At 63.6% G+C, this 26,050-nt stretch carries 20 protein-coding genes; 16 read left to right on the top strand and 4 right to left on the bottom strand.

Translation table 11 applies throughout. The annotated features are described in order from the left end of the window. The first annotated feature begins 89 nt into the window (after positions 1-89). Positions 90-2,717 carry a leucine--tRNA ligase gene (gene leuS, locus AC1DX6_RS28530; protein WP_477319576.1) on the top strand — a complete coding sequence of 876 codons (2,628 nt, stop codon included), beginning with the start codon at positions 90-92 and terminating at the stop codon, positions 2,715-2,717. Then, on the top strand, positions 2,704-3,288 hold the full coding sequence (gene lptE, locus AC1DX6_RS28525) for an LPS assembly lipoprotein LptE (protein WP_477319574.1): 585 nt from the start codon (positions 2,704-2,706) through the stop codon (positions 3,286-3,288). Before leuS ends, lptE begins: the two co-directional genes overlap by 14 nt. A 78-nt stretch (positions 3,289-3,366) precedes the next feature. Here the strand turns inward: lptE and fsa are convergent, their stop codons facing one another. Continuing rightward, positions 3,367-4,023: a fructose-6-phosphate aldolase gene (gene fsa / locus AC1DX6_RS28520; RefSeq protein WP_477245957.1), complete on the bottom strand. Its 657-nt coding sequence runs from the start codon at positions 4,021-4,023 to the stop codon at positions 3,367-3,369. A 90-nt stretch (positions 4,024-4,113) separates the two neighbouring features. Here fsa and AC1DX6_RS28515 point away from each other — a divergent pair, with 90 nt between their 5' ends. Further along, entirely contained in the window at positions 4,114-6,297 is a 2,184-nt protein-coding gene (locus AC1DX6_RS28515; protein WP_477319572.1) for a primosomal protein N', read from the top strand. 37 nt (positions 6,298-6,334) lie between these two features. Then, positions 6,335-7,030, top strand: a complete 696-nt coding sequence (locus tag AC1DX6_RS28510; protein WP_477319570.1) for an aspartate/glutamate racemase family protein — start codon at positions 6,335-6,337, stop codon at positions 7,028-7,030. Positions 7,031-7,058: 28 nt separating this feature from the next. Here AC1DX6_RS28510 and AC1DX6_RS28505 read toward each other — a convergent pair whose 3' ends face one another. After that, positions 7,059-10,034, bottom strand: coding sequence for a hypothetical protein (locus AC1DX6_RS28505; protein WP_477319568.1), 2,976 nt, complete (start codon positions 10,032-10,034; stop codon positions 7,059-7,061). 358 nt (positions 10,035-10,392) lie between these two features. Here AC1DX6_RS28505 and AC1DX6_RS28500 point away from each other — a divergent pair, with 358 nt between their 5' ends. The 6 genes from AC1DX6_RS28500 (at position 10,393) to AC1DX6_RS28475 (ending at position 16,201) form a co-directional block, all read left to right on the top strand. Next, positions 10,393-10,788, top strand: a complete 396-nt coding sequence (locus AC1DX6_RS28500; protein ID WP_477270544.1) for an AGROH133_08824 family phage infection protein — start codon at positions 10,393-10,395, stop codon at positions 10,786-10,788. 235 nt (positions 10,789-11,023) lie between these two features. Then, the gene (locus AC1DX6_RS28495; protein ID WP_477319566.1) at positions 11,024-11,584 is read left to right on the top strand and encodes a F0F1 ATP synthase subunit delta; all 561 of its coding nucleotides are present in this window, start codon (positions 11,024-11,026) and stop codon (positions 11,582-11,584) included. Next, positions 11,584-13,113 (top strand): F0F1 ATP synthase subunit alpha, encoded by a 1,530-nt coding sequence (atpA, locus tag AC1DX6_RS28490; RefSeq protein WP_477319564.1) that lies wholly within the window; start codon positions 11,584-11,586, stop codon positions 13,111-13,113. Before AC1DX6_RS28495 ends, atpA begins: the two co-directional genes overlap by 1 nt. Before the next feature lie 33 nt (positions 13,114-13,146). Beyond that, a complete protein-coding gene (locus AC1DX6_RS28485; protein ID WP_477319562.1) occupies positions 13,147-14,031 on the top strand; it encodes a F0F1 ATP synthase subunit gamma in 885 nt (294 codons plus the stop codon). A gap of 70 nt (positions 14,032-14,101) precedes the next feature. Further along, entirely contained in the window at positions 14,102-15,685 is a 1,584-nt protein-coding gene (atpD, locus tag AC1DX6_RS28480; protein WP_477319560.1) for a F0F1 ATP synthase subunit beta, read from the top strand. A 108-nt stretch (positions 15,686-15,793) separates the two neighbouring features. After that, on the top strand, positions 15,794-16,201 hold the full coding sequence (locus AC1DX6_RS28475; RefSeq protein ID WP_477319558.1) for a F0F1 ATP synthase subunit epsilon: 408 nt from the start codon (positions 15,794-15,796) through the stop codon (positions 16,199-16,201). Positions 16,202-16,494: 293 nt separating this feature from the next. On the opposite strand, the gene AC1DX6_RS28470 is transcribed toward AC1DX6_RS28475, so the two are convergent. Beyond that, the gene (locus AC1DX6_RS28470; protein ID WP_477319556.1) at positions 16,495-18,024 is read right to left on the bottom strand and encodes a mannitol dehydrogenase family protein; all 1,530 of its coding nucleotides are present in this window, start codon (positions 18,022-18,024) and stop codon (positions 16,495-16,497) included. 172 nt (positions 18,025-18,196) lie between these two features. Here AC1DX6_RS28470 and uxaC point away from each other — a divergent pair, with 172 nt between their 5' ends. From uxaC to recQ, 4 genes are all read left to right on the top strand, one after another. After that, positions 18,197-19,606, top strand: a complete 1,410-nt coding sequence (gene uxaC / locus AC1DX6_RS28465; protein ID WP_477319554.1) for a glucuronate isomerase — start codon at positions 18,197-18,199, stop codon at positions 19,604-19,606. A gap of 68 nt (positions 19,607-19,674) precedes the next feature. Beyond that, positions 19,675-20,454: a 2-dehydro-3-deoxy-D-gluconate 5-dehydrogenase KduD gene (gene kduD, locus AC1DX6_RS28460; RefSeq protein WP_477319801.1), complete on the top strand. Its 780-nt coding sequence runs from the start codon at positions 19,675-19,677 to the stop codon at positions 20,452-20,454. 8 nt (positions 20,455-20,462) lie between these two features. After that, positions 20,463-20,801, top strand: a complete 339-nt coding sequence (locus AC1DX6_RS28455; RefSeq protein WP_477319552.1) for a cupin domain-containing protein — start codon at positions 20,463-20,465, stop codon at positions 20,799-20,801. Positions 20,802-21,076: 275 nt separating this feature from the next. After that, positions 21,077-22,915, top strand: coding sequence for a DNA helicase RecQ (recQ, locus tag AC1DX6_RS28450; protein ID WP_477319550.1), 1,839 nt, complete (start codon positions 21,077-21,079; stop codon positions 22,913-22,915). Between the two features lie 143 nt (positions 22,916-23,058). Here recQ and AC1DX6_RS28445 read toward each other — a convergent pair whose 3' ends face one another. Continuing rightward, on the bottom strand, positions 23,059-24,657 hold the full coding sequence (locus tag AC1DX6_RS28445; RefSeq protein ID WP_477319548.1) for a caspase family protein: 1,599 nt from the start codon (positions 24,655-24,657) through the stop codon (positions 23,059-23,061). 410 nt (positions 24,658-25,067) lie between these two features. Here AC1DX6_RS28445 and AC1DX6_RS28440 point away from each other — a divergent pair, with 410 nt between their 5' ends. Next, positions 25,068-25,505 carry a YybH family protein gene (locus AC1DX6_RS28440; protein WP_477319546.1) on the top strand — a complete coding sequence of 146 codons (438 nt, stop codon included), beginning with the start codon at positions 25,068-25,070 and terminating at the stop codon, positions 25,503-25,505. 70 nt (positions 25,506-25,575) lie between these two features. Further along, positions 25,576-25,956: a hypothetical protein gene (locus tag AC1DX6_RS28435; protein WP_477319544.1), complete on the top strand. Its 381-nt coding sequence runs from the start codon at positions 25,576-25,578 to the stop codon at positions 25,954-25,956. Positions 25,957-26,050: the final 94 nt, after the last annotated feature.

Here is a 26,050-nt window from a genome sequence, read left to right as displayed (position 1 = left end):
CAATCCATGGTGAACACCGCGACGACATTTACCTTGGCCACCGGGCCTTGTCCGGCGGTCTGCGCCTGCTTTTAAGTGAAAATCATCCGATGGCAACCGAACGATACAATCCGCGCGCGTCAGAGCCCAAATGGCAGAAAGCCTGGGCCGAAAAGAAGCTGTTCGAAGCGCAGAACGACGACCCGAAGCCGAAATACTACGTGCTGGAGATGTTCCCCTATCCCTCGGGGAAGATCCATATCGGCCACACCCGCAACTACACGATGGGTGATGTGGTGGCGCGCTACAAGCGGGCCAAGGGTTTCAACGTGCTGCACCCGATGGGCTGGGATGCCTTTGGAATGCCGGCCGAAAACGCGGCCATGCAGAACAAGGTCCATCCCAAGGAGTGGACCTACGCCAATATCGCCGCCATGCGCGAGCAGCTCAAGATGATGGGCCTGTCGCTGGACTGGGCGCGCGAATTCGCCACCTGCGACGTCGACTATTACCACCGCCAGCAGATGCTGTTCCTCGATTTCGTCACGAAGGGGCTGGTGACGCGCAAATCCTCCAAGGTCAACTGGGACCCGGAGGACATGACGGTGCTTGCCAACGAGCAGGTCATCGACGGCCGCGGCTGGCGCTCGGGCGCGCTGGTCGAACAGCGCGAGCTGACGCAGTGGTTCTTCAAGATCACCGACTTTGCCCAGGACCTGCTGGAGTCGCTCGACGGCCTCGGTGAATGGCCGGAAAAGGTCAAGCTGATGCAGCAGAACTGGATCGGCCGCTCGGAAGGGCTGCTGATCCGCTGGCCGCTGGCGGCACCCGTTGGCAACGCGCACGAGCTGGAAGTCTACACGACCAGGCCCGACACCATCTTCGGCGCGTCGTTCATGGCGGTTGCCGCCGACCATCCGCTGGCCAGGAAGGCCGCCGAGACCAATGTCGAGCTGGCCAAGTTCATCGAAGAGGTCCGCCACATGGGCACTTCGGTGGCGGCGCTGGAGACGGCCGAGAAGAAAGGCTTCGACACCGGCATCCGTGTCGTGCATCCGTTCGACGACAGCTGGACGCTGCCGGTTTATGTCGCCAATTTCGTTTTGATGGAATATGGCACCGGCGCCATTTTCGGCTGCCCGTCGGGCGACCAACGCGACCTCGACTTCGCCAACAAATACGGCCTGCCGGTCATCCCGGTGGTGATGCCGGAAGGCGCCGACGCCAAGACCTTCCAGGTCACCGAAGAAGCCTATGTCGATGACGGCGTGATGATCAATTCGCGCTTCCTCGACGGCATGAAGCCGGAGCAGGCGTTCGACGAAGTGGCGAAGCTGCTGGAGCAGAAGAGCATTGGCGGCCGGCCGATGGCCGAGCGCAAGGTGAATTTCCGCCTGCGCGACTGGGGCATTTCGCGCCAGCGCTACTGGGGCTGTCCGATCCCGATGATCCATTGCGAGGATTGCGGCGTGGTGCCGGTGCCGAAGGCCGACCTGCCGGTCAAGCTGCCCGACGACATCGAGTTCGACCGCCCCGGCAATCCGCTCGACCGTCACCCGACCTGGCGGCATGTCAAATGCCCGCAATGCGGCAAGGACGCGCGGCGCGAGACCGACACGATGGATACGTTCGTCGATTCGTCCTGGTATTTCGCGCGCTTCACCGCGCCCTGGGCCAACGACCCGACCGATCCCCGCGCGGCCAATGAATGGCTGGCCGTCGACCAGTATATCGGTGGCATCGAGCATGCGATCCTGCATCTGCTCTATTCGCGCTTTTTCACCCGCGCCATGCGCGAGACCGGGCATCTCGACCTGGCCGAGCCGTTCAAGGGCCTGTTCACGCAAGGCATGGTGGTGCACGAGACCTACCGGGTCGGCGGTGCGTCGAACAATGGCCGCTGGCTGTCGCCGGGCGAGGTCAAGATCGAGGATGTCGGCGGCAAGCGCCGCGCCATCGAGATCGCCACCGGCGAAGAGGCTACGATCGGCTCGCTCGAAAAGATGTCGAAGTCGAAGAAGAACACGGTGAGCCCGGAAGACATCACCGACGGCTACGGCGCCGACACCGCGCGCTGGTTCATGCTGTCGGATTCGCCGCCCGAGCGCGATGTCGAATGGACCGACGATGGCGCTGCCGGCGCGCATCGCTTCATCCAGCGCGTCTGGCGCCTGGTGTCGATCGCCGCCGAGACGCTCGACGGCGTCAAGCCGCAGGCGGCCAGCGACGGCGAGGCCGGTGCTGTTTCCAAGGCCGCGCACAAGATCCTGAAAGCGATCGGCGAGGATATCGAGAAGCTCGGCTTCAACCGCGCCATCGCCCGCATCTACGAACTGGCCAATGCCTTGACCACGCCGCTCAACGACGTTGCCGAGGGCAAGGCCGATGCGGCGCTAAAGGGCGCCTGCCGCGAAGCGGTGGAGATCCTGGTGCATGTGGTCGCGCCGGTCATGCCGCATCTGGCCGAGGAGTGCTGGCACACGCTGGGCGGTACCGATCTGGTCGCCGAAAGGCCGTGGCCGGTCTACGATCCGGCGCTGGTCGTCGACAACGAGATCGTGCTGCCGGTGCAGGTCAACGGCAAGAAGCGCGGGGATTTGACAATTGCCCGCGACGCGGACCAAGGTGCTGTCGAAAAAGCCGTGCTGGCCCTCGACTTCGTGCAAAAAGCGCTCGAAGGTAAGGCGCCGCGCAAGGTCATCATCGTCCCGCAAAGGATCGTCAATGTCGTTGCCTGACCTGGGGAAGACAGAAGTGACGCGTTTGCTGCGCCGTACCGCGCTTTTCGGCCTGATCGCCTCGGTCGCGCTGGTTTCCGCCTGCACGGTGCGCCCGCTCTATTCGAGCGCGCCGCTGACGGCCGGCTCCACGGTCGGCGCTTCGGCCGAACTGGCGTCGATCTCGGTCAAGCCGGTCAAGACCCGCTACGCCCAGCAGGTCCGCAATAATCTGATCTTCGCGCTTGGCCAGGGTGCCGGCGAGCCGGCCGCGCCGGTTTATATGCTTGATCTTGGCGTTACCGAACTGGTCGAATCGGCGGCGCAGGTGCAGATTCAAACCGACGAGGACGAGCCGACCGCGGGTACGGTGACGCTAACCGCGAACTACGTGCTGACCGACGCCAAGACCGGCGTGGTCATCGCCACGGGCAAGCGCTCGATCCCATCGTCGTTCGACAAGCCGACCCAGGAGTTCGCCTCCTACCGGGCGCAGATCGACGCCGAGAACCGCGCTGCGCGCGAACTGGCCGAAATGGTGACCCTGTCCGTCGCCCAGGACCTGGTCAAGCATGGAAAGGCCTCGAGCTAGAGGCTTTCCCGCTTAGATTCCTGGCAACAAAAAAAGGCCGATCGCTCGGCCTTTTTTGTAGCGCGATGCGCCTTGACCTCAGCCGATCGTCTGGCCGGTCTTTGCCCAGTCGGCGAGGAACTGTTCCAGGCCCTTGTCGGTCAGCGGGTGTTTGACCAGCGCCTTCAGCGTCGCCGGCGGCGCGGTGACGACATCGGCGCCGATCAGGGCTGCCTGCTTGACATGGTTTACGGTGCGCGCCGAGGCAACGAGGATCTCGGTCTGGAAATCGTAATTGTCGTAGATCTGCCGGATCTCCTGGATCAGCTCCATGCCGTCGAGGCCGATGTCGTCAAGGCGGCCGACGAAAGGCGAGATAAACGAGGCGCCGGCCTTGGCTGCCAGCAAAGCCTGGTTGGCCGAGAAGCAGAGCGTGACGTTGACCAGGCGGTTCATCTCGGTGCGGATCGTCTTGCAGGCCTTCAGGCCGTCCAGCGTCAGCGGCACCTTGATGCAGACATTGTCGGCGATCTTGGCCAGAACCTTGGCCTGCTGCATCATCTCGGAATATTCAGTTGCGGTGACTTCGGCCGAGACCGGGCCCTTGACGATGTCGCAGATCTGCTTGGTGACTTCAGCGATCTTGCCGCCGGATTTCAGGATCAGCGAGGGATTGGTGGTGACGCCGTCGAGCAGCCCCAGATCGTTCAGCTCACGAATGTCCTTGATATCGGCGGTGTCGACAAAAAATTTCATGGGGGGTCTCCTGAAGATTTTCATGTGCATGCAATGCACATTCGGGGTTGCCCTTTGATCTAGACCAAAGTCGGGGCAAGGTCACGCCTCATGATCGAAGATTCGCCCTTTGCCGCAGCCGCACCGGTGCTGGTGCCGATGCCTGCCGAACGCCCCTACACCTACGCCGTGCCTGCCGGCATGCGGGTGGTGCCGGGCTCGATCGTGCGCGTGCCGCTCGGTCCGCGCCAGGTTGCCGGCATCGTCTGGGACGGCGTTGTCGAAAAGGTCGATGCGAAGAAATTGCGGCCGATCGAGCAGGTCTTCGACTGCCCGCCGATCGATCGTGCGATGCGCCAGTTCGTCGACTGGATCGCGCAATACACGCTGTCGCCGCCCGGCATGGTGGCGCGCATGCTGCTCCGGGCGCCGGAAGCCTTTGACCCGGAACCATGGATCGAGGGCTTGCTGCGCACCGTGACCGAGCCCGACCGGATGACGGCCGCGAGAATACGGGTGCTGGAGACAGCCGAAGGCGGGCTCGCCTGGACGCGCTCCGGGCTGGCGCATGCGGCCGGCGTGTCGTCGACCGTCATCGACGGGTTGAAGGCGCAAGGCGTGTTCGAGACGGTGATGATCCCGCCGCGACTGGTGGTCGCAGCACCCGATCCCGCCTATGCCGCGCCCGAGCTGATGTCGGACCAGGCCGATGCGGCCGCCACGCTGCGCAGCAATGTGATGGCCGGCGCCTTCGGCGTTACGCTGCTCGACGGCGTCACAGGATCGGGCAAGACGGAAGTCTATTTCGAAGCGGTGGCGGCCGCGCTCGACCAAGGCAAGCAGGTGCTGATCCTGCTGCCGGAGATTGCGCTGACGCACGCCTTTCTCGAACGCTTCCAGCAACGCTTCGGCGCCAAGCCGGCGGAATGGCATTCGGACCTGCCGCCAAAAATGCGCGAAAGGGTCTGGCGGCAAGTGGCGGAAGGCGGCGTGCGCGTCGTCGCCGGCGCCCGCTCGGCGCTGTTCCTGCCGTTCCGGGAACTTGGGCTGATCGTCGTCGACGAGGAGCACGACCCCGCCTACAAGCAGGAGGACCGCGTCTTCTACAATGCGCGCGACATGGCAGTGGTGCGCGGCCATATTGGCGGCTTTCCGGTGGTGCTGGCTTCGGCGACACCGTCGGTGGAGAGCCGGGTCAACGCGCTGCAAGGCCGCTACGGCAGGGCGGTGCTTTCGGCGCGCTTTGCCGAGGCCGCCCTTCCCGACCTGAAGACGATCGACATGCGCCGCGCCCCGCCGGCTCGCGGCGGTTTCCTGTCGCCGGTGCTGATCGACCATATGCGGCGCACTCTGGAGAAACAGGAACAGTCGCTGCTGTTCCTCAACCGGCGCGGTTATGCGCCGCTGACGCTATGCCGGGTCTGCGGCCACCGCTTCGGTTGCCCGGTCTGCTCGGCCTGGCTGGTCGAGCACCGTTTTCGCGGCCAGCTCGTCTGCCATCATTGCGGGCACAATGAGCGCCGGCCCGAGGCCTGTCCGGAATGCGGCACGCTCGACCATCTCGTCGCTTGCGGTCCGGGCGTCGAGCGCATCGCCGAAGAGGTCTTCACGCACTTTCCCGACGCCCGCACCATCGTGCTGTCGTCAGACCTGATGGGCGGCGTGCGGCGGTTGCGGCTGGAGCTGGAAGCCATCGCCGATGGCGAAGCCGACATCGTCATCGGCACGCAGCTGGTCGCCAAGGGCCATAACTTTCCCAACATGACGCTGGTCGGCGTCGTCGATGCCGATCTCGGCCTTGCCAATGGCGATCCGCGCGCCGCCGAGCGCACTTTTCAGCTGCTCAGCCAGGTGACCGGCCGTGCCGGCCGCACCGGCAAGAAAAGCCTTGGCCTGCTGCAGACCTTTCAACCCGAGCATCCGGTGATGCGGGCGATCGTCTCCGGTGATGCCGATGCCTTCTACGAACGCGAGATCGCCGAGCGCGAGCGGGCGGCACTGCCGCCTTTCGGCCGGCTCGCCGGCGTCATCGTCAGCGCCGCGTCGCGGGCGGAAGCCGAGGGTCATGCGCGCGGCCTGCGCCGTGCCGCACCGCAAGCGACCGACCTGTTCGTGCTCGGCCCGGCGGAAGCACCGTTGTCCTTGCTCGGCGGACGCCATCGCTTCCGGCTGCTGATCCAGGGCGAGCGGCGCGCCGACATGCAAGGCTTTATTCGCACCATGCTGGCCGAGGGGCCGAAGCAGCGTGGCTCGGTGCGGGTGCAGGTCGACATCGACCCGCAGAGCTTTTTGTGAAATCGACGATGCAAGTCGGATCGGAGCAGCGAACGTCATGAAAACCCTTGGCCTGATCGGCGGCATGAGTTGGGAATCGACGGCGATCTATTATCGCCTGCTCAACGAGATCGTTCGCGAGCGTTTGGGCGGGCTGCATTCGGCAGAGCTTTTGCTGTGGTCGTTCGATTTCGCCGAGATTGCCGAACGGCAGCATGAAGGTGACTGGCAAGGCGCCGGTGTGCAGTTGATCGAAGCCGCGCGCAAACTGGAAGCCGCAGGCGCCGAAGGGCTGCTGATCTGCACCAACACCATGCACAAACTGGCCGACGCCGTGCAGGCGGCCGTGTCGATCCCGATCATCCATATCGCCGATGCCACGGCCGTCGCGGTCAAGGCTGCCGGCGTCAGCCGTCCAGCTCTGTTGGCGACGCGCTTCACCATGGAACAGGATTTCTACAAGGGCCGGCTCATCGAGAAGCATGGGCTGCAGCCCGTGGTGCCGGATCAAGCCGGGCGCGACATGGTTCACCGCGTCATTTACGAGGAGCTCTGCCAGGGCATCGTCACAACGGAGTCGAAGACGGCATACATCGATGAACTTGCCCGTATGCGGCGCGATGAAAAGATCGATGGGGTCATCATGGGCTGCACCGAGATCACCATGCTGATCGGTCAGCCGGATTTCGACATTCCGGTCTTCGACACGACGCGCATCCATGCCGAGGCGGCGGTGGCGTTCATGCTGCCATAGGCTGCTGCCGTAGCCTGCTGCCGTTGACTCAGGGCTGGGCGGCCACGGCGACATTTCCGCTGCCGACCACTTTCAGCTTCCATCCATCTGCTTCCGTGCCGGCCAGGTTGAGATGCCCGGTGAGGAAATACAGGCGATCGGTGTCGGGGCCCTTGGCGGTACAGAAGCGGTCCTGCAGATAGGAGGGAGGCGTCGCCTGGTAGTACAGGTTCGCCACGATGCTGGCGGGGCGCGTGCCCTTCGGCAGATCGGCAAGCGGGATCGAGTAAGTCAGCGTGTCGCTGCCGCCCGAGACATAGTCGGGATCGTCCTCGACAGCGGTCGTGCCGACATCGACGGCGAGTTCCTCGTCTGCACCCAGCGCCTTGGCGATTTCGAGGCGGCCTTCGAGCGGCAGGAAGCCGGACGGCAATATACGGTTGTCCTTCACCTCCGTGCAGATCGACAGGAAGCTGGTGGTCAGTTCGCCTTCCGGCTTCGAATGCGCATTGCAGACCGGATTGGGCGTATTGGCGGGCGGCGTCGAGACCAGTTCCTGATAGATTTGAACCTCATCCTGCCGGGTTATCTTCTGGTAGTGCGGCTGATGCGGCCGCTCGCCAGGATGGATCCGGCCGGAACAATCGTCCTTCCACCACAGCTCGCCATCGAGCGGCTTGCCATCCGCGTCGGTGATCACACCGGCGGCGTTGGTTCGGCCGGAGACCCAGAGCTGCTCGCCATTCTGGTCGAGCACGCTGAAGGTGAGAAACGCACGCCGGAACCCCACGCCGGAGGGAAACTTGTGACCGGCAAAATTCTTCACCGTCACCTTGGCGTCGAGCGCATGTCCGGTCATGGCGATATCGCTGATGGCGACGGTGGCGGTTGTCTGCGACGCCATGTCCAGCATCGACTGCTCGGTGAGGACGAGCGGATCGAGCGCCTTCTTGCCCATCATCGGATCGCGCGTCCTGATGCCGAAGACATCGGGAAACTGCTGCGCCATCTTGACCAGGAAGACGTTGAGACCGACGAGCGTGTGGCGCGCAAATCCCTCGCGACCCGAAAGATCAGGGGCGTTGCTGGACTCGGTCTGCGGGAAATTCAGGTTTTCCTGGATGCTGGCGATCTTGCTCATCGTCGGCGATCCGTCCGCTTCCGTCGACGGCATGTGGCACCCCTGGCAGCTCCGCGGCGTGGCGCCGGCGCCCAGCGGCAGCGGACCGTCGGGCGTGCTGCCGGTTCGATAGGCGCTGAACGCCCACTCCGGATAGGTTGTCTGTTCGTAGATATGCGCCAGGGTGTTGGTGCCTTGCAGGACCGGCAAGTGAACCGTGTGGCATGTACCGCAAACCTCGGAGCTCATGATCGTGGCGTCGTGGACCGGTTTGATGCCAAGCGCGGTGTGCATCGGTCCCACTTCCGGCTTTTCGAAGGGGCCGATCAGCGCATCCGGCGAACCGACCATGAAGCTGCCGGTGAAGGTCTTGGCAAAGCCGCTGGCGTGCGGATTGAGCAGCGCCTGCCGCTCCTCCACGCAAGCGTTTTGCGGTTTGTCGGCGAGCGGCTCGCTGGCCTTGCTGTTGAGCACCATGCGGTGGCAGGAGGTGCAGGTGATGCCATCGCGGGCAAGCATGCCGTAATTGGCAAGTGCAGCACTCGGATTATCGGCCGGCCAAGGCGTCGCATCGACCATGTCGCGCAGGAACAGTTCGCATTTGCCCGAGCGCGCCTTCTCGTCGATATGAAATTGCCGTTCCCCGGCTATGCCATGGCACCCGAGGCAAACGTCCTGCACGACACCAGACATTTTGGGGTGAAAGCTTTGCGTTTCGCTCGCCAGCTGCGCGAAGAAAATCGGGTCGCGGCCGCCGAGCCCCATAGGCGAGGTTCGCCAGGTGGCCAGCGGAGACAGGTTGATCAGGCCGTCGCCATGCGGGTTCGGCTTGGTCATGTCGAACTGCAGCCCGGTGCTGCCGGCGTCATGGCAACCGAGGCACTGGCTCGAGGTCAGGAAGGTGTCGGATGCGTCAGGGCCTTTGGCCCCGACCCAGGTGTTGTCGTAGGTCTCGGAAGGCATTCGCGACACGGTGTCATAGGTCGGCATCTCGCGGACATAGGCCCGCAGCGCCGCGATCACGCCGGCGTTCGGGCTATAAAGCGGTTCGCCAAGCCGCGGCTTGGCATTGACCGGCAGAACGACGGTCTGGTGCAAGGTCGGCGCCGGCGACCCCTGGAAAAAATCCTGGGCGAGATAGTTGAGCGGCTTGCCGGGTTCACCCGCGATGTTCTTGGGAGATGCGAAGGTCAGATTGTCGGTCGCCGAGGCATGACAGTTCATGCAGTACTGGGCAAAGCCCATATTCGGCAGGCTGTTGTTGTCGGCCGGCAGCGCCGGCCAGTCCGGGGTCCAGCCACTCTGGCTGCCAAAGCCGTACCAGCCCCAGAACCAGCCGTCATAGGAGGCGGCGGCATCGCGGATCATGATGGCGGCGCCGCTGGTCGGAAACAGTTTGCGAGGATCGACGGCGCGGCAATCCGACGCCGGCTCGGAAAACATCTCCTTGACCATGATGGCGCCGTCGGGAACCGGCGGCGGATGATCGACCTCGCCTTCGGCCGGGCGGTTCTTGCGAAGCCAGTCCGCCATCTCCGGTGAATACCAGATCATCACAGGCGCATGGGTTCCGAAATCCTTGCCCTGCCACGCGCCGTTGACCAGGGTGGCGATGCGCGGTCCGGCCGGGCGCACGAATTTGTCGTGCACCCATCCGGCAGCCTCGCTGCGATAGCAGTAATTGCCCAGATACTGATTGAGCTTGTTCTCGTAGTCCCCCAGGGACAGCGCCGAAGGCTTGCGGATCGTCGCCTCGAGCTGCTGGCAGGCCAAAGGATCGGCAGGAACCATGGCCGTCGGTCGTTCGGCGATACAGTCTGCGCGTGCGCCCTGCGCGATCGCCGCAAGGGCTGCCGCAGCAATCCAGATCCCGGCCAGATGCAACGTCCGACAAAGACCTGGCATGATCCTCTCCGAATTTTCAGATCCTGCCTGCAGCAATTCATCGGCACAGATTTCACAAGTGATTGCGAAAAATGCGAAATTGGCGAAGCAAACAAGAAATCAGCTAAAAGAACATTGGAAGCATAGTACTGACTTTACGTTAGGGCAAGACAGGCAGCCTATACTGTAGAAGAAATCACACCGGATCTTCTTGTTTAAGAGTTTTCTTAAATACCGGTCGAGTTGGCGGCAAACCGATCATGCGTGCGGACGAAGCAGGCCAGCGCCCTGGTGCCGAACCTTCGGCTGGCCCGCTGCACGCTTGACTTCCTTTCCCAGCGACATTCAATGCATCCATTGCTGTGAGGGGACCCAAAAAATGGAATTTGCATTTCCGTGGCCGACGAGCCAGGGCGAGTGGCTGGCATGGTCGAGCGCCGTCGTCACGCTCGCCTTCGGCCTGCTGCTGTTTCTGGCGCCCAGAATTGGTTTCAGGATTCTTCGGCTGCAGCCCAAGCCCGAAAAACTCGCCGCCATCGCCGAAGGGCGCGGCCGCATGTCGGGCTTTTATCTTGGCGTCAGCCTGTGCTGCCTCCTGCTGGCGCAGCCCTTGCTCTACATGGCACTTGGCTTTTCCTGGCTGTTCACCGCCTTCGGCCGCTTGCTGTCGATGATGTCGGATGGCGCCAACACGCCTTTCAACTGGGTTTCCATCGTCGTGGAACTGGTGCTGGCCGGGCTCCCGCTCGCCTTCGCCTTCGGCTTTTTGCCTTGAATCCAACGGCTTCGGTTGAACTCAGCCGCCGGATGCGACAATAGTGCCTGAGAAGCATGCGGAACGACGCATTGCGGTCTTAAAATGCCTGTGCTAGACGGCAATCGACTTTCGGCCGGGGATAGCGGAAGCCGCGCCTCCGTGCTTGGAAAAACGTAGTAAGGTCAAAGATTTAGCCAGAGTTTTTGCTCGCGCCAACAATCTGCGGCCTGTCAGACAAGAGAAAAGACGGTCCGTGGCCCAATCGTCATCGCCAATCTCAGGTGTCGCAGAACGCTATGCGGGTTCGCTGTTCGAACTCGCGCTGCAGGCAAATTCGATCGCCAAGGTCGAGGCCGACCTCAACAGTTTCGCCAAGATGCTCGATGACAGCGCCGATCTTTCCCGCCTCATCAACAGCCCGGTGTTCTCCAGCGAGGACCAGGCCAAGGCGATCGCGGCAATCGCCGACAAGGCTGAAATCACCGGGCTGACCGGAAATTTCCTGCGTGTCGTTGCGCGCAACCGCCGTCTCTTCGCTGTCCCCGGCATGATCAAGGCTTTCCGCCAGATCGCCGCCGAACATCGCGGCGAGACCGCTGCTGAAGTCACCTCGGCTCATGAGCTGACGGCCGGCCAGCAGACTGAACTGAAGGCGGCGCTGAAAAGCGTTGCCGGCAAGGACGTGGCCATCACCGTCACCGTCGATCCGTCGCTGCTCGGCGGGCTGGTGGTCAAGATGGGCTCGCGCCAGATCGACACGTCACTCAAAACCAAACTCAATTCGCTCAAGCTTGCACTGAAAGAGGTCGGCTGATGGACATCCGCGCCGCGGAAATTTCCGCAATTCTGAAAGACCAGATCAAGAATTTCGGCAAGGAGGCCGAGGTCTCCGAAGTCGGCCAGGTGCTGTCCGTCGGTGACGGTATCGCCCGCGTCTATGGCCTCGACAATGTCCAGGCCGGCGAGATGGTCGAGTTCCCCGGCGGCATCCGCGGCATGGCGCTCAACCTCGAAGCCGACAATGTCGGCGTCGTCATCTTCGGCGCCGACCGCGACATCAAGGAAGGCGACATCGTCAAGCGCACCGGCGCCATCGTCGACACGCCTGTCGGCATGGGCCTGCTCGGCCGCGTCGTCGACGCGCTCGGCAATCCGATCGACGGCAAGGGCCCGATCAAGGCGACCGAACGCAAGCGCGTCGACGTCAAGGCGCCCGGTATCATCCCGCGCAAGTCGGTGAACGAGCCGATGTCGACCGGCCTCAAGGCCATCGATGCGCTGATCCCGGTCGGCCGCGGCCAGCGCGAGCTTGTCATCGGCGACCGTCAGACCGGCAAGACCGCGATCATTCTCGACACGATGCTCAACCAGAAATCGGTGCACGACAACGGCCCGGAGAAGGAAAAGCTCTACTGCGTCTACGTCGCCATCGGCCAGAAGCGCTCGACGGTTGCGCAGTTCGTCAAGGTTCTCGAAGGGCGCGGCGCGCTCGAATATTCCATCATCGTCGCCGCCACCGCTTCCGACCCGGCGCCGATGCAGTTCCTGGCGCCATTCACCGCCTGCACCATGGGCGAATATTTCCGCGACAACGGCATGCACGCGCTGATCAGCTATGACGATCTGTCGAAGCAGGCCGTCGCCTACCGCCAGATGTCGCTGCTGCTGCGCCGCCCGCCGGGCCGCGAAGCCTATCCGGGCGACGTATTCTACCTGCATTCGCGTCTTCTCGAGCGGGCTGCCAAGCTCAATGACGACAATGGCGGCGGTTCGCTGACCGCGCTGCCGATCATCGAGACGCAGGCCAACGACGTCTCGGCCTACATCCCGACCAACGTCATCTCGATCACCGACGGCCAGATCTTCCTGGAAACCAATCTGTTCTTCCAGGGCGTTCGCCCGGCCGTCAACGTCGGCCTGTCGGTGTCGCGCGTCGGTTCCTCGGCGCAGATCAAGGCGATGAAGCAGGTCGCCGGCTCGATCAAGGGCGAGCTCGCGCAGTACCGCGAAATGGCCGCCTTTGCGCAGTTCGGTTCCGATCTCGACGCCGCCACGCAGCGCCTGCTCAATCGCGGCGCGCGCCTGACCGAGCTGTTGAAGCAGCCGCAGTTCTCGCCGCTCAAGGTCGAGGAGCAGGTCACGGTGATCTTCGCCGGCGTCAACGGCTATCTCGACAAGCTGACGATCAACCAGGTCGGCAAGTTCGAGCATGGCCTGCTGTCGCATATGCGTGCAGCCGGCAAGGACGTGCTCGACGCCATCCGCAAGGAGAAGGCGCTGTCGGACGATCTGCGCGCCAAGCTGAAGGCGGAAATCGACGCCTTCGCCAAGACCTTTGCTTGAACGAAGACGTACGGACGGGATCAGGTTTGAAGCATGCCTTCATTAAAAGACCTTCGTAACCGTATCGCCTCGGTCAAGGCGACGCAGAAGATCACCAAGGCGATGCAGATGGTCGCCGCGGCGAAGCTGCGCCGCGCGCAGGAAGCGGCGGAAGCTGCACGCCCCTATTCGGAACGGATGGGCGCGGTGCTGGCCAACATCACGCAGGCGATCGGCGGCGGCGGCGATGCCCCGGCGCTGATGACCGGCACCGGCAAGGATGACGTGCATCTGCTCGTCGTCTGCACCGCCGAGCGCGGCCTGTGCGGCGGCTTCAATTCGCAGATTGCCCGCCTCGCCCGCGACCACATCCGCAAGCTCCTGGCCGACGGCAAGCAGGTCAAGATCATCTGCGTCGGCAAGAAGGGCTTTGACATACTGCGTCGCGACTACGCGTCGCTGGTGATTGACCGCGTCGATCTGCGCGAGGTCAAGACGCTCGGCTTCGTCAACGCCGATGCGATTGCCCGCAAGGTCATCCACCTGTTCAACGAGGGTGGCTTCGACATCTGCACGCTGTTCTATTCGCAGTTCAAGTCGGTGATCAGCCAGATCCCGACCACGCAGCAGATCATTCCGGCGGGTCTGGCTTCCGCTCCGGCCGCTGCTGCGGACGGCGGCAATGCCGTCTATGAGTATGAGCCGGAGCCGGGCGAAATCCTCTCCGATCTCATTCCGCGCAACATCTCCGTCCAGGTCTTCCGCGCGCTGCTCGAAAACGCAGCCGGCGAAATGGGCGCCAAGATGAGCGCCATGGACAATGCGACGCGCAATGCCGGCGACATGATCAACAAGCTGTCGATCACCTACAACCGCCAGCGGCAGGCGCAGATCACCAAGGAACTGATCGAAATCATTTCGGGCGCCGAAGCGCTCTAGGCGCGACCGCCAGAGGGTCATCGGCCTTCTGATGGAGCGTGAGAAACAAAGGACGAAAAGGGTAAAGACGATGGCGAAAGCAGCGACCCCGAAGACTGCCGCGAAGGCGGCACCAGCGAAGGCTCCGGCAGCAGCGGCGAAGGCCGCTCCGGTCAAGAAGGCAGCTGCGCCCGCCAAGGCGGCAGCTCCCGTCAAGGCAGCCGCAGCCAAGACGCCGGTCGTTTCGGTCAAGAAGACGGGTGTTGTCGGCAAGGTCCGCCAGGTCATCGGCGCTGTCGTCGACGTGCAGTTCGGCGATCACCTGCCGGCCATCCTGAACGCGATCGAGACAGTCAATGTCGGCAACCGCCTCGTGCTCGAAGTGGCCCAGCATCTCGGCGAAAACACCGTGCGCTGCATCGCCATGGACTCGACCGAAGGTCTGGTCCGCGGCCAGGAGGTCTATGACACCGGCGCGCCGATCACCGTTCCTGTCGGCCCGGGCATGCTCGGCCGCATCATCAACGTCATCGGCGAGCCGGTCGACGAAGAAGGCCCGGTCGACGGCATCGAGATGCGCTCCATCCACCAGCCTGCCCCGTCCTATGTCGAGCAGTCGACGGAAGCGCAGATCCTGATCACCGGCATCAAGGTTCTCGACCTTTTGGCGCCCTACGCCCGCGGCGGCAAGATCGGCCTGTTCGGCGGCGCCGGCGTCGGCAAGACGGTGCTGATCCAGGAGCTGATCAACAACGTCGCCAAGGCGCATGGTGGCTTCTCGGTGTTCGCCGGCGTTGGCGAGCGCACCCGCGAAGGCAACGATCTCTATCACGAGTTCATCGAATCCGGCGTCAACAAGAAGGGCGGCGGCGAAGGCTCCAAGGCGGCACTGGTCTATGGCCAGATGAACGAGCCGCCGGGCGCGCGCGCCCGCGTCGGCCTGACCGGACTGACGGTCGCCGAATATTTCCGCGACCAGGGCCAGGACGTGCTGTTCTTCGTCGACAACATCTTCCGCTTCACGCAGGCAGGTTCCGAAGTGTCGGCGCTGCTCGGCCGTATTCCTTCGGCCGTGGGCTATCAGCCGACGCTGGCCACCGACATGGGCGCGCTGCAGGAACGCATCACGACGACCACCAAGGGCTCGATCACTTCGGTGCAGGCGATCTACGTGCCGGCCGACGATCTGACCGACCCGGCGCCGGCGACTTCGTTTGCCCACCTGGACGCGACGACCGTGCTTAACCGCGCGATCTCGGAAAAGGGCATCTACCCGGCCGTCGATCCGCTGGATTCGACCTCGCGCATGCTCGACCCGCTGGTCGTCGGTGAAGAGCACTATGGCGTCGCGCGTCAGGTGCAGTCGATTCTGCAGCGCTACAAGTCGCTGCAGGACATCATCGCCATCCTGGGCATGGACGAGCTCAGCGAAGAGGACAAGCAGACTGTGGCGCGTGCCCGCAAGATCGAGCGCTTCCTGTCGCAGCCGTTCTTCGTCGCCGAAGTGTTCACGGGTTCGCCGGGCAAGCTGGTCGACCTCGCCGACACCATCAAGGGCTTCAAGGGCCTCTGCAACGGCGACTATGACCACCTTCCGGAAGCTGCCTTCTACATGGTCGGCGGCATCGAGGAAGCGGTCGAGAAGGCACAGCGCCTGGCGGCCGAAGCAGCATAAAGAAGCGAAAAGAAGCGAATAGCGAATAGGGAGTAGCGAATAGGGCGTATGAGTGGCGAGGGTTCCTGAACTATTCGCTACTCGCTATTCCCTACTCGCTAGATTGGCATGGCTGAAGCTTTCAAATTCGAACTGGTTTCGCCGGAGCGCCTGCTGGTTTCCGAGCAGGTCGAGTCCGTTGTCATTCCGGGCGCCGAAGGCGAGATGACCGTGATGGCGCATCACGCGCCGGTGATGACGACGATCAAGCCGGGTGTCGTCACGCTGAAGACCGCGGCAGGCCAGGAAGAACGCTATGTGGTGTTCGGCGGCTTTGCCGACATCGTGCCGTCGGGCTGCACGCTGCTGGCGGAATCGGCCGTGGCCGTGAAGGATGTCGATCGCACCGATCTCGCCCGCCGCATCCAGGAAGCCAGGGAAGACGCTGCCGACGCCAAGGATGACCAGACCCGCAGCAAGGCAGAGCAGTTCCTTAGCCAGCTCACCACGCTGGAAAGCGCCATTCTGCCGGCGTAAGGGCCGGCTATTTCCTCGTCATTCCAAGCGGAGCGAACGCGAAGCGGAGCGCAGGCTTGGGACTCATGCCGCGACATTAGTAGCGCCGAATGAGTGTTCGGTAGCGATCCTTCGCGCCCCCCTCTGTCCTGCCGGACATCTCCCCCACAGGTGGGGAGATCGGCTGCCACTGCGGGGCTTGCGCCATCTCCAACGTTACAGGACCAGCACCGGCATCCGGGCTGCCTATCTCCCTCCTTGTGGGGGAGATGTCCGGCAGGACAGAGGGGCGCGCACTGATCCCAGCGCATAGCTCAGGATTGTTCACTCTGTATGCCGAGCGCGGCGAAGGCCAGGGTCGGACCGCCCCGCCGCAGGTGGACGAGATGGACGGCGACGAGTTCAATCAGCGTCTGACGCTCGGCGTGGTCCCTCGCGAAGCCGGCCAGGTCGAACACCGCGGCCACGGTTTCGTTCGCCGGCAGATGCTGGCTCAAAAGCGCCGTCAAAGCCGTGTCGAGCGGATCGGTGAAATGGCCTTCGGGCAATGTTGTTCCGCGCGCGCCGCAAGCGGCGATCCAGGCCGCCACCACAAGCGTGAGATGAACGAACTCAGTACCGGCTTCGAGGCACTCGATGGCGGAGGCGACAATCCGCTGCGGCAGTTTCTGGCTGCCGTCATTGGCGATCTGCGCCGTGCGGTGGGCGAGCGCAGTGTTGGAAAAACGCTCAGTGAGCTCGGCCGTGTAGGCCGATGTATCGAGCCCGGCATCCTCCGGCAGCGTCGAAGCGGCCTCGGCCCACAAGGCATCGACGAACTGCCGGATCGCCGGATCGGCGAAGGCGCGGTCGACCGTGGCGTGCCCGCTGAGCAGGCCGAGATAGGCGATCCCCGAATGCGAGCCGTTGAGCAATCTCAGCTTCATGTCCTCGAAAGGGCCGACGTCGCTGACCATGGTGACGCCGAATTTTTCCCAGGACGGCCGGCCCACCGGGAAATTGTCTTCGACCACCCATTGGCAGAATGGCTCGGTCATCACCGGCCAGGCGTCGTTGAGCCCAAGCTCGACAGCGATACGCGCCCGGTCGACGTCGGTGGTCGCCGGCACGATGCGATCGACCATGCTCGAGGGGAAGGCCACTTCGTCGGCGATATGCCGGGCAAGGTCGGCATCGCCAGAAGTGGCGAGCCGGGCATCGCCTGTGGCGAGCCGGGGGTCACGCTGCTTGGCGAATTCGACCAGCAGCCGGTGCAGCGTGGCTCCGTTGGCCGGCAGGTTGTCACAGCAGAGCACGGTGAAAGGCGGGAGACCGGCACTGCGGCGGCGCGCCAGCGACTCGGTCAGGAAACCATGCGCCGTCTTCGGGCTTTGCGGGTTCGCCAGATCGTGGACGATGTCGGGATGGGTTGTATCGAGACTGCCGTCGGCGGCTCTGAGATAGGCCTTTTCGGTGATCGTCAGCGTGACGATAAGGGTGCGCGGATCGGTCAGCGCGGCCAGCACCGCGCTGGGGTCCTCCGGCGCCACCAGCAGTGACTGGATCGAGCCGACGACCCGCAGGCTCTCACCGTCGCTGCCTCTCACCGCCAGCGTATAGAGCCCGTCCTGCGGCGCAAGCGCGTCACGCGTGTCGGGGCTGCGTAAGGACACGCCGACGATGCCCCAGCCGGTTTCGCCCGCCGCCAGGCAGTCGTCGACATAGGCGGCCTGATGGGCGCGGTGGAAGGCGCCGACGCCGAGATGGACGATGCCCGGCGCGACACTGCCGCGGTCATACGAGGGAATGGCGACCTGTTTCGGCAATGACCGTAGCGTGCTGATGGAGAGATGGCCGTGCGTCATGGCATGCAGAAGGGTTGAGAGGTGGTGTGCATGGCGGGGTTCCTGCGCGGCAAATCACAAGCGGCGTAACACCTGTTTCCCGATGCCGCAAGGACGCCAATGTCCGGCGACGGCGTTGACATCATTCCGGCCCGACCGTACCGATACCGGGCCTGGGAGGAGCCGCTTTTCGATGATCGCGCTGACCGATCCGGATCTGCTGTTTCCGCCCGAAGCGCAGTCGCGTTCGCTGGCCCGCGACCTTTACGCCGGCGTCAAGGATCTGCCGATCGTCAGCCCGCACGGCCATACCGATCCGCGCTGGTATGCGCTCAACGAGCCGTTTCCCGATCCGGCGCAATTGCTGATCGTGCCCGATCACTACATTTTCCGCATGCTGTTCAGCCAGGGCGTTCGCCTTGAGGATCTCGGCGTGCCGACACTCGACGGCGCGCCGGTGGAGACCGACGGCAGGACGATCTGGCGGCGCTTTGCCGAGCACTATTATCTGTTTCGCGGCACGCCGACCCGCCTGTGGTTCGACCATGTGCTAGCCCACCTGTTCGGCATCGACGAGCCGCTGAATGCGGCAACAGCCGACCGCCACTACGACACGATCGCTGCCCTGCTGCAGCGCGACGAGTTTCGCCCGCGCGCTTTGTTCGAGCGCTTCAACATCGAGGTCATCGCGACGACCGAGGGCGCGCTCGACGATCTCAAATGGCACAGAGCGATCCGCGAGAGTGGTTGGCAAGGGCGTGTCGTTACCGCCTACCGGCCGGACGCGGTCGTCGATCCCGATTTCGAAGGGTTTTCCGCCAACCTCGATCGGCTTGGCGAGATCACCGGCTGCGACACCGGTGCTTGGAGCGGCTATCTCGATGCGCATCGCCAGCGGCGCGCCTTCTTTAGAGGTTTCGGCGCGACGTCATCCGATCACGGCCATCCGACAGCCGACACCGCCAATCTCTCGGATGCCGCGGCTGAAGAACTGTACAGCCGCATCCGCAGCGGCTCGGACGATGAGCGTGAGCGCAAACTGTTTCGCGCCCAGATGCTGACCGAGATGGCCAAGATGAGCCGCGATGACGGGTTGGTGCTGCAGATCCATCCCGGTTCCCGGCGCAATCATTCGCCGGCTATTTTTCAGAAATACGGCAGGGATAAGGGTTTTGATATCCCGACCCGAACCGACTATGTGACGGCGCTGAAGCCGCTGCTCGACCGTGTCGGGCTGGAGCGCGATCTCACCATCATCCTGTTCACGCTCGACGAAACCAGCTATGCGCGCGAACTGGCGCCGCTGGCCGGTGTCTATCCGGCGCTGAAAGTCGGCCCAGCCTGGTGGTTCCATGACAGTCCTGAGGGCATGCGCCGATTCCGCGAGATGACCACCGAGACCGCCGGCTTCTACAACACCGTCGGTTTCAACGACGACACCCGCGCCTTTCCGTCGATCCCGGCTCGCCACAATGTGGCGCGTCGGGTCGACTGCGCCTTTCTCGCGCGCCTCGTTGCCGAGCACCGGCTGCGCGAAGACGAGGCGCATGAGCTGGCGCGGGAATTGGCCTACACGCTGGCAAAAAAGGCCTATCGACTCTGAGCTGACGCTTGCGCTTTTTCAGCGCCTTGGGGTCGCGGGCCATGGAATACACGCAAACGGTGGACACGATGAGCATGACCAGGATCGATCTCTCCGCCTTCAGCCTTGCCGGCAAGCGCATCCTCGTCACCGGCGCCAACACCGGCATCGGGCAGGGCATAACCTTGTCGATCGCGCGCGCCGGCGGCGCAGTCATCGGCGTCGGCCGTTCGGCGATGGACGATACAGCTGAGAAAGTCGCCGCAGCGGGCGGACAGTTCGAGGCGGTAGGCTGCGATCTCGCCGACCATGCCGCCGCACAAGCGATGCTCGACCGCGTCTGGGAGGAAACCGGGCCACTCGACGGCCTGGTCAACAATGCCGGCATCATCCGCCGTGCCGATGCGGTCGATCTCACCGAAGCCGATTGGGATGACGTCACCGACGTCAATTTGAAGACGGTCTTTTTTCTCAGCCAGAGTCTTGCCAGGCGTGTGCTGGCCAATCCGGGACGGCGCGGCAAGATCGTCAACATCGCCTCGGTGCTGAGCTTTCAGGGTGGCATTCGCGTTGCCTCCTACACCGCCTCGAAACATGGCGTGCTCGGCATCACAAGGCTGCTCGCCTGCGAGTGGGCAGCAAAAGGCATCAACGTCAACGCCATCGCGCCGGGCTATATCGAAACCAACAACACTGAGGCGCTGCGCGCCGATCCCGATCGCAGTGCAGCCATCCTGGCGCGCATACCGGCCGGTCGCTGGGGCGGGCCGGAAGACATCGGTGACGCCGCCGTGTTCCTGCTGGCGCCGGCGTCCAACTACATGCATGGCGCCGTGGTGCCGGTGGATGGCGGCTGGCTGGCGCGATAGGAGTAGCAATGACCGAAGCAAAGATCTTTGCGCATGCCGGCGAGGGCGCGTGGACGCCGACCCCGGACGGCAATCGCAGGCGGGTTCTGCTGCACACCGATGAGTTGATGATGGTCGAGTTCGGCTTTGACAAGGGCGGCGTCGGCGCGCTGCATTCGCATCCGCATGTCCAGGCGAGCTATGTCGCCGAAGGTCGCTTCGAGGTGACCATCGACGGCAGGAGCGAAATCCTGGAGACTGGCGGCAGCTTCATCGTCCCGTCCAACCTCGTGCATGGCGTCAAAGCGCTCGAGGCCGGGCGTCTGGTCGACAGCTTTACCCCGCACCGCGCCGATTTCCTGGACTGACGCAAATCTTCTTGCAGGGTTCCGAAACGAAAAGCCCGCGCCTCCGGAGAGGCGCGGGCTTGTTGCCTGGGCGCTTGTGGCGCCGCGGTACTCGATACATGACCGCAGGGTCGGGACGGTGCCGCAAGATGGTGAAAATAGATTTAACAGGGCTGGATTAGCCCCGCTTTATCGGCCAAGCAGGACGGCAGGTCTTTGGCGAGTCGAATGCCGGCGGAACGAATAGCGCCGGCGGACTCAACCATGCATCCGCTTCAACAGCAGGCGACAAGGTGATGCAAATATCGGCGGCGAGCCTCCCGGCGCAGGATCCCAAGCGGCGTGTCTTGAAGGACGTGTTCGGCTTCGACGATTTTCGTCCCGGCCAGGCCGATGTGATGGAGGCGCTGCTGGCCAGGCGTCATGTTCTGGCCGTCATGCCGACGGGCGCGGGCAAATCGCTCTGCTACCAGGTTCCGGCGCTGGTTCTGGGCGGGCTCACCATTGTCGTTTCGCCGCTGGTGGCGCTGATGCAGGACCAGGTCGCGGCATTGCGGCTTGCCGGCGTCGCCGCCGACACGATCAACTCTTCAATCGAGCGCGATGCCAATATCGCCGCATGGCGCCGCGTCGCGGCGGGCCAGACGCGCCTGCTCTATCTTGCGCCGGAGCGGTTGATGACGGCGCGGATGCTTGAGGCGCTGGCCAGGCTAGATGTCCGCCTGATCGCCGTCGATGAGGCGCATTGCATCTCGCAATGGGGGCCGGCGTTCCGGCGCGAATATGAAGAACTGTCGCGGCTGCGCGATATTTTCCCCGATGTGCCGATCATTGCGCTGACGGCGACGGCCGACGAGGCCACGCGCACCGACATAGAGGCGCAATTGTTTGCCGGACGCGTCGAAACCGTTGTGCTGGGTTTCGACCGGCCGAACATCAAGCTTGGCATCGAGGCCAAGCAGGACAGCAAGCGCCAGTTGCTCAGCTTCGTCCAGCGTCATCAAGGCCGCAGCGGCATCGTCTATTGCCTGTCGCGCAAGAAGACCGAAGAGATGGCGGCGTTCCTCGACAAGAACGGCGTCACCGCTCTGGCCTATCATGCCGGCATGAGCAAAGAGGCGCGTGACGCCAACCAGAACAGTTTCATGACCTTGTCTGGGGTCGTCATGGTGGCGACCATCGCCTTCGGCATGGGCATCGACAAGCCCGACGTCGCCTATGTCTTCCACACCGACCTGCCGGGCAGCCTGGAGGCCTACTATCAGGAAATCGGCCGTGCCGGCCGCGACGGGCGGGCAGCCGAGGCGCATATGCTGTTTGGTCTCGGCGATATCCGCATGCGCCGGCTTTTCATCGACGACGAGGACGCGCCGGCGGAGCACAAGAGACGCGCCCATGGCCGGCTCAATACGCTGATCGGCTATTGCGAGACGGCCGAGTGCCGCCGCCAGATCCTGCTAGGCTATTTCGGCGAAGAAGCTTCGCCTTGCGGCAATTGCGACACCTGCCTCGACCAGGCGCCGCGCGCCGATGGCGGGGCGGAGGCGCGGATCATCCTCGCTGCCGTGCGCGAGACCGGCGAACGCTTCGGCGCGGGCCATGTCGTCGACATTCTGCTCGGCCATGAAACCGAGAAGGTGCTGGCCAGGGGGCACCAGAGGCTCGCCAGCTTCGGGACCGGACTGGCACACAAGAAGGATTTCTGGCTGTCGCTGATGCGCCAGCTTGTCGCGGGTGGGTTTCTGGTGCCGGATCCGGGCGGCCATGGCGGCCTTGCCATTGCGGAAAAAGGCCATGCGCTTGGGCGAGGCGAAATCGCGTTCCAGTATCGTGTCGAGATGCGCACGCGAGCCGCACGCGGCAAGGCCCGCGCCGGCCAGACTCCCCAAGGCGAAAACGTGGATGCGTCGCTGCTGGCCACGCTCAAGACGGTGCGCCTGCGTCTCGCCAAGGAACGCCGGGTGCCGGCCTATGTGGTGTTTTCCGATCGCACGCTGATCGACATGGCCGAGCGCCGCCCGCATGACCTCGACGCCTTCGCCGAAGTGAATGGCGTGGGTGCGGCGAAGCTCAAGGAGTTCGGCGAGGTTTTTCTGAGTGCGATCGACGCGCATCCGGATCCGGCGTCCGGTTGAGAGGGTTTGGGCCCTAGTCCGGGTAGCTAGCGCCCCGCTGCAACGGGCGTGGCCAATTTGCGCCGCACATGGCTGGGGTTATCGAAACACCTAGCGCGGGAGGCTATAGCCTGCCGGAGAAAAGGGGCGACGACAATGACACATTAACGAGCGGCGTAGCCGCTTACCGGGCATTTCTGCGTTATGGGAACAGAATAGGGACCTTCAATGCCCTTGCAGGTGCGAAACTTGCCCGTCGCTGGCTTGGCCGGCTTTGGCTTCGGCGCCTGCCGCGGATTTGCCGCCTCGCGTTGTGGCTCACGTCTCGGCTTCGCACGGACAACCGGCTGCGGTTTCCCCGCCTTTTGCGGCGTGACGCTGTCCTGCTTGCTCGCCTCCGCCGCGGACGCCCGTTGGGCGCGATAGGTCTTCAGGGCGGCGTCGGAATCGAGCTTCAGGCGAGCATATTGCTTTGGGGTCAAGAAGGTGGTCGCGGACAGGCCGTTCGCTTCCTGCCAGAGGCCGATGGCCCGGCGCGTCTTGGCGCCGAAAGTGCCGTCGGCATCGTCCAGATCATAGCTGAGCGCCAGCAACCTCTCCTGCAGCTCGACTTTTGCCTGACGATCAAGCCCGAGCGCACTCTCCGTCAATTCCGTGCCGGTCTCGTTGCCGGGATCGGCGTTCGCGGCCGGAGTTTGCTCCGGGGTGGTGGATCTTGCCGTATCGGTTTCCGCCTTGGCCGCCACTTTCCCCTTCTCGATCTCATCCAGGTTGAGACGCGCCAGAGCGGCGAAAGCTCCGTTCGGAAACTGCTTCAGATAGGCTTCATAGTGGGCAACCGTGTTGCGCTTGGAGGCCTCGTCCCACACGCGTTGTTCGACGTCCCATGAGCGAGAGTCGTTGCCAGCGGCCTGGTTCGAAGGCTCGCCGCTCGGCGCCTGCGGAGGTGCAACCGCTGCCGCCGGCGCCTGCGGCCCGAGGAAGACCTCGCGACCAAGCGAAGCATTGTGCCAGGGCCGCTGGCGGCCGTTTGTCTCGGCCGCCACCTCACCCCGCACGCGGGTCAGCGCGCTCTGGATTTCCACGCCGGGCTCGGCGAGATGCCTGGCGAGAGAGGTCGTATAGGGGCTGTTGGCGCCGTTGCCGTCATAAGACACCGCGCCGGGGTCGGTCGCAAAGGCGATCAGCACGCCCCCGGTGCCAACATCCGTCGGACTGATATTGATCGGCGCCAGGCCCGGCGCTGTGGTCGAGCGGCTCTTCGGCAACGAAGCGGCCAAGGTTCTGGCCAGAGGATTGTCGCGGCAGGCATCGAGGATGACGATGCCGACGGCCGGATCCGGCGGCAGCGCGGCCAGCAGCTCGTCGATCTGAATGGTGCGCGTCTTGAGATGCGACGGCGCCGTCAATTCGGCGTCGACCGGAATGAGGTAGTTCTTGCCGTTCACCTGCATGCCGTGGCCGGCATAGTAGATGAGCGCCGTGTCCGCGTCGTAGGAGGCCTCGGTAAACCTGTTGAGCCGGTCACGCATGCCGGCATAGTCGAGGTCGACGCCTTCGATGACATTGAACCCGGCATGCCGCAGCGTCTCGGCCATCAGGCGCGCATCGCTTGCCGGGTTGGGGAGCGCCGGCGCATAGACATATTTGCTGTTGCCGATGACCAGCGCCACGCGATTGCTGTCAGCCGCGAACAGGCTTGCCTGCGACAGGTCTGCCGCAGTCAGCAAAAGCATCCCAACAATGACGGCCCAGAACCGCATCGATCGCACTCATGATCAAGTAGCGTGCTTTGCCAACTTAACCCGTGCCGCCAGTCTCCACTGTGAGATGGCTCACTCTTCGCGCCAAGCAACCAGTGTAGCACGCCAGGGTGGCCTTCGCATTCAATTCAGCGAACTGCTTACGGCGATGCCGGGTTTATCTTCGGCACGGCCTCACGGCCAGGAACGCACCATTGCGTTCGTCGAAAGCCAGGCCATCAACGGCAGCGCCATCCGACTGGTGAGGCGAAGGGCGAAATCATGCTCACGCTTAGCTCTCGATGATCGCGTCCTGGCTCGCCTTCACCCTATCGGCTGGCGTCGTTCTGGCGCTGGCGTGGTGGCCGTAGCGGTGAAAGCCTGACTTGTCTCGCGCTGTGCTACACTGACCAAGCCAACAGGGAGATGACATGGCCCTCGACGCCAATGACTTCGATCAGGCGGTTGAAAAATACCACCTGGCTCTGGATGAGTTCATGAAAGGAAACCCAGCGCCTGCGACGAAGCTCTATTCCCAACGAGACGATGTAACACTGGGCAATCCCTTTGGCCCTTTCGCGCATGGGTGGAAGCAGGTCGTTGCGACGATGGAGCAAGCGGCATCTAATTACAGGGACGGCGACGCTACCGGCTTCGAGAACATAGCAAAGTGTGTGACGTCTGAACTGGCATACCTCGTCGAAGTAGAGCGGCTCAGGTCCAAAGTTGGCGGTCGGAGCGATGTCACGCCTCTGGCGTTACGCGTGACGAGCGTCTTTCGCCCAGAAGATGGTCTCTGGAAGATTGTGCATCGTCATGCCGATCCCATAACGACGGCTCAGCCGGCCGATTCAGTGCTCCACCGATAGACGCGTCATTGGCTTCGCACCATTGGATGGCCGCTCTGGCTCGGATCTTGCCGGTCATCGCGGGTGGCAAATGCGCGATAGCGAACTGACAAAGCGTCCCGGCCGCGGCTGGGCCCGGTGGGCGGAAGGCGTCGGCGAATACGAGATCGAACGCACATGGTGGCAGGCGAAGCCCCTGCATTTTCCAAAGCTCAATGTGACAGTCTGGTTTGATGGGTCCGAAATGGTCGGGCTCGAGCATTGGGGCTTTCGCGATGCCAAGTGGACCATGCGCTTGCCGCCTGCCGATTGGAAGTCTATGCCGGCCGGATATGGGCAGGATGCCGAACAGGCTTGGTTGCGGTGGCAGCTGCCACAGGCGCACGCTAGGACGCGCGGCACGCTAGCGAACACCCTCGAATGGCTAAGCTCACAGCTTATGGCGATCGTGCTACCGCTACTCGATCGGTGACTGGGTGCGACCATGGACGGCAAGCATGCGATTGCGGACGCTGCTCAGGATATCATGGATCAGCTTGATGCCACGCTGCGGGCACTTCTTGCGA

The organism is Mesorhizobium sp. P2_C4 (genome assembly GCF_056404575.1).
Note: the sequence above shows the minus strand (reverse complement) of the source record. Positions and strands in the feature narration are given on the sequence as shown.

Coding starts and splice junctions, on each gene's coding strand:
- AC1DX6_RS28510 (WP_477319570.1), top strand. CDS start 6,335: ATGAAAACCCTTGGCCTGATCGGCGGCATGAGTTGGGAATCGACGGCG.
- AC1DX6_RS28445 (WP_477319548.1), bottom strand. CDS start 24,657: ATGCGGTTCTGGGCCGTCATTGTTGGGATGCTTTTGCTGACTGCGGCA.
- recQ (WP_477319550.1), top strand. CDS start 21,077: ATGCAAATATCGGCGGCGAGCCTCCCGGCGCAGGATCCCAAGCGGCGT.
- AC1DX6_RS28470 (WP_477319556.1), bottom strand. CDS start 18,024: ATGACGCACGGCCATCTCTCCATCAGCACGCTACGGTCATTGCCGAAA.
- fsa (WP_477245957.1), bottom strand. CDS start 4,023: ATGAAATTTTTTGTCGACACCGCCGATATCAAGGACATTCGTGAGCTG.
- kduD (WP_477319801.1), top strand. CDS start 19,675: ATGAGCATGACCAGGATCGATCTCTCCGCCTTCAGCCTTGCCGGCAAG.
- AC1DX6_RS28500 (WP_477270544.1), top strand. CDS start 10,393: ATGGAATTTGCATTTCCGTGGCCGACGAGCCAGGGCGAGTGGCTGGCA.
- AC1DX6_RS28515 (WP_477319572.1), top strand. CDS start 4,114: ATGATCGAAGATTCGCCCTTTGCCGCAGCCGCACCGGTGCTGGTGCCG.
- atpA (WP_477319564.1), top strand. CDS start 11,584: ATGGACATCCGCGCCGCGGAAATTTCCGCAATTCTGAAAGACCAGATC.
- leuS (WP_477319576.1), top strand. CDS start 90: ATGGCAACCGAACGATACAATCCGCGCGCGTCAGAGCCCAAATGGCAG.
- AC1DX6_RS28455 (WP_477319552.1), top strand. CDS start 20,463: ATGACCGAAGCAAAGATCTTTGCGCATGCCGGCGAGGGCGCGTGGACG.
- uxaC (WP_477319554.1), top strand. CDS start 18,197: ATGATCGCGCTGACCGATCCGGATCTGCTGTTTCCGCCCGAAGCGCAG.
- AC1DX6_RS28440 (WP_477319546.1), top strand. CDS start 25,068: ATGGCCCTCGACGCCAATGACTTCGATCAGGCGGTTGAAAAATACCAC.
- atpD (WP_477319560.1), top strand. CDS start 14,102: ATGGCGAAAGCAGCGACCCCGAAGACTGCCGCGAAGGCGGCACCAGCG.
- AC1DX6_RS28505 (WP_477319568.1), bottom strand. CDS start 10,034: ATGCCAGGTCTTTGTCGGACGTTGCATCTGGCCGGGATCTGGATTGCT.
- AC1DX6_RS28435 (WP_477319544.1), top strand. CDS start 25,576: ATGCGCGATAGCGAACTGACAAAGCGTCCCGGCCGCGGCTGGGCCCGG.
- lptE (WP_477319574.1), top strand. CDS start 2,704: ATGTCGTTGCCTGACCTGGGGAAGACAGAAGTGACGCGTTTGCTGCGC.
- AC1DX6_RS28485 (WP_477319562.1), top strand. CDS start 13,147: ATGCCTTCATTAAAAGACCTTCGTAACCGTATCGCCTCGGTCAAGGCG.
- AC1DX6_RS28475 (WP_477319558.1), top strand. CDS start 15,794: ATGGCTGAAGCTTTCAAATTCGAACTGGTTTCGCCGGAGCGCCTGCTG.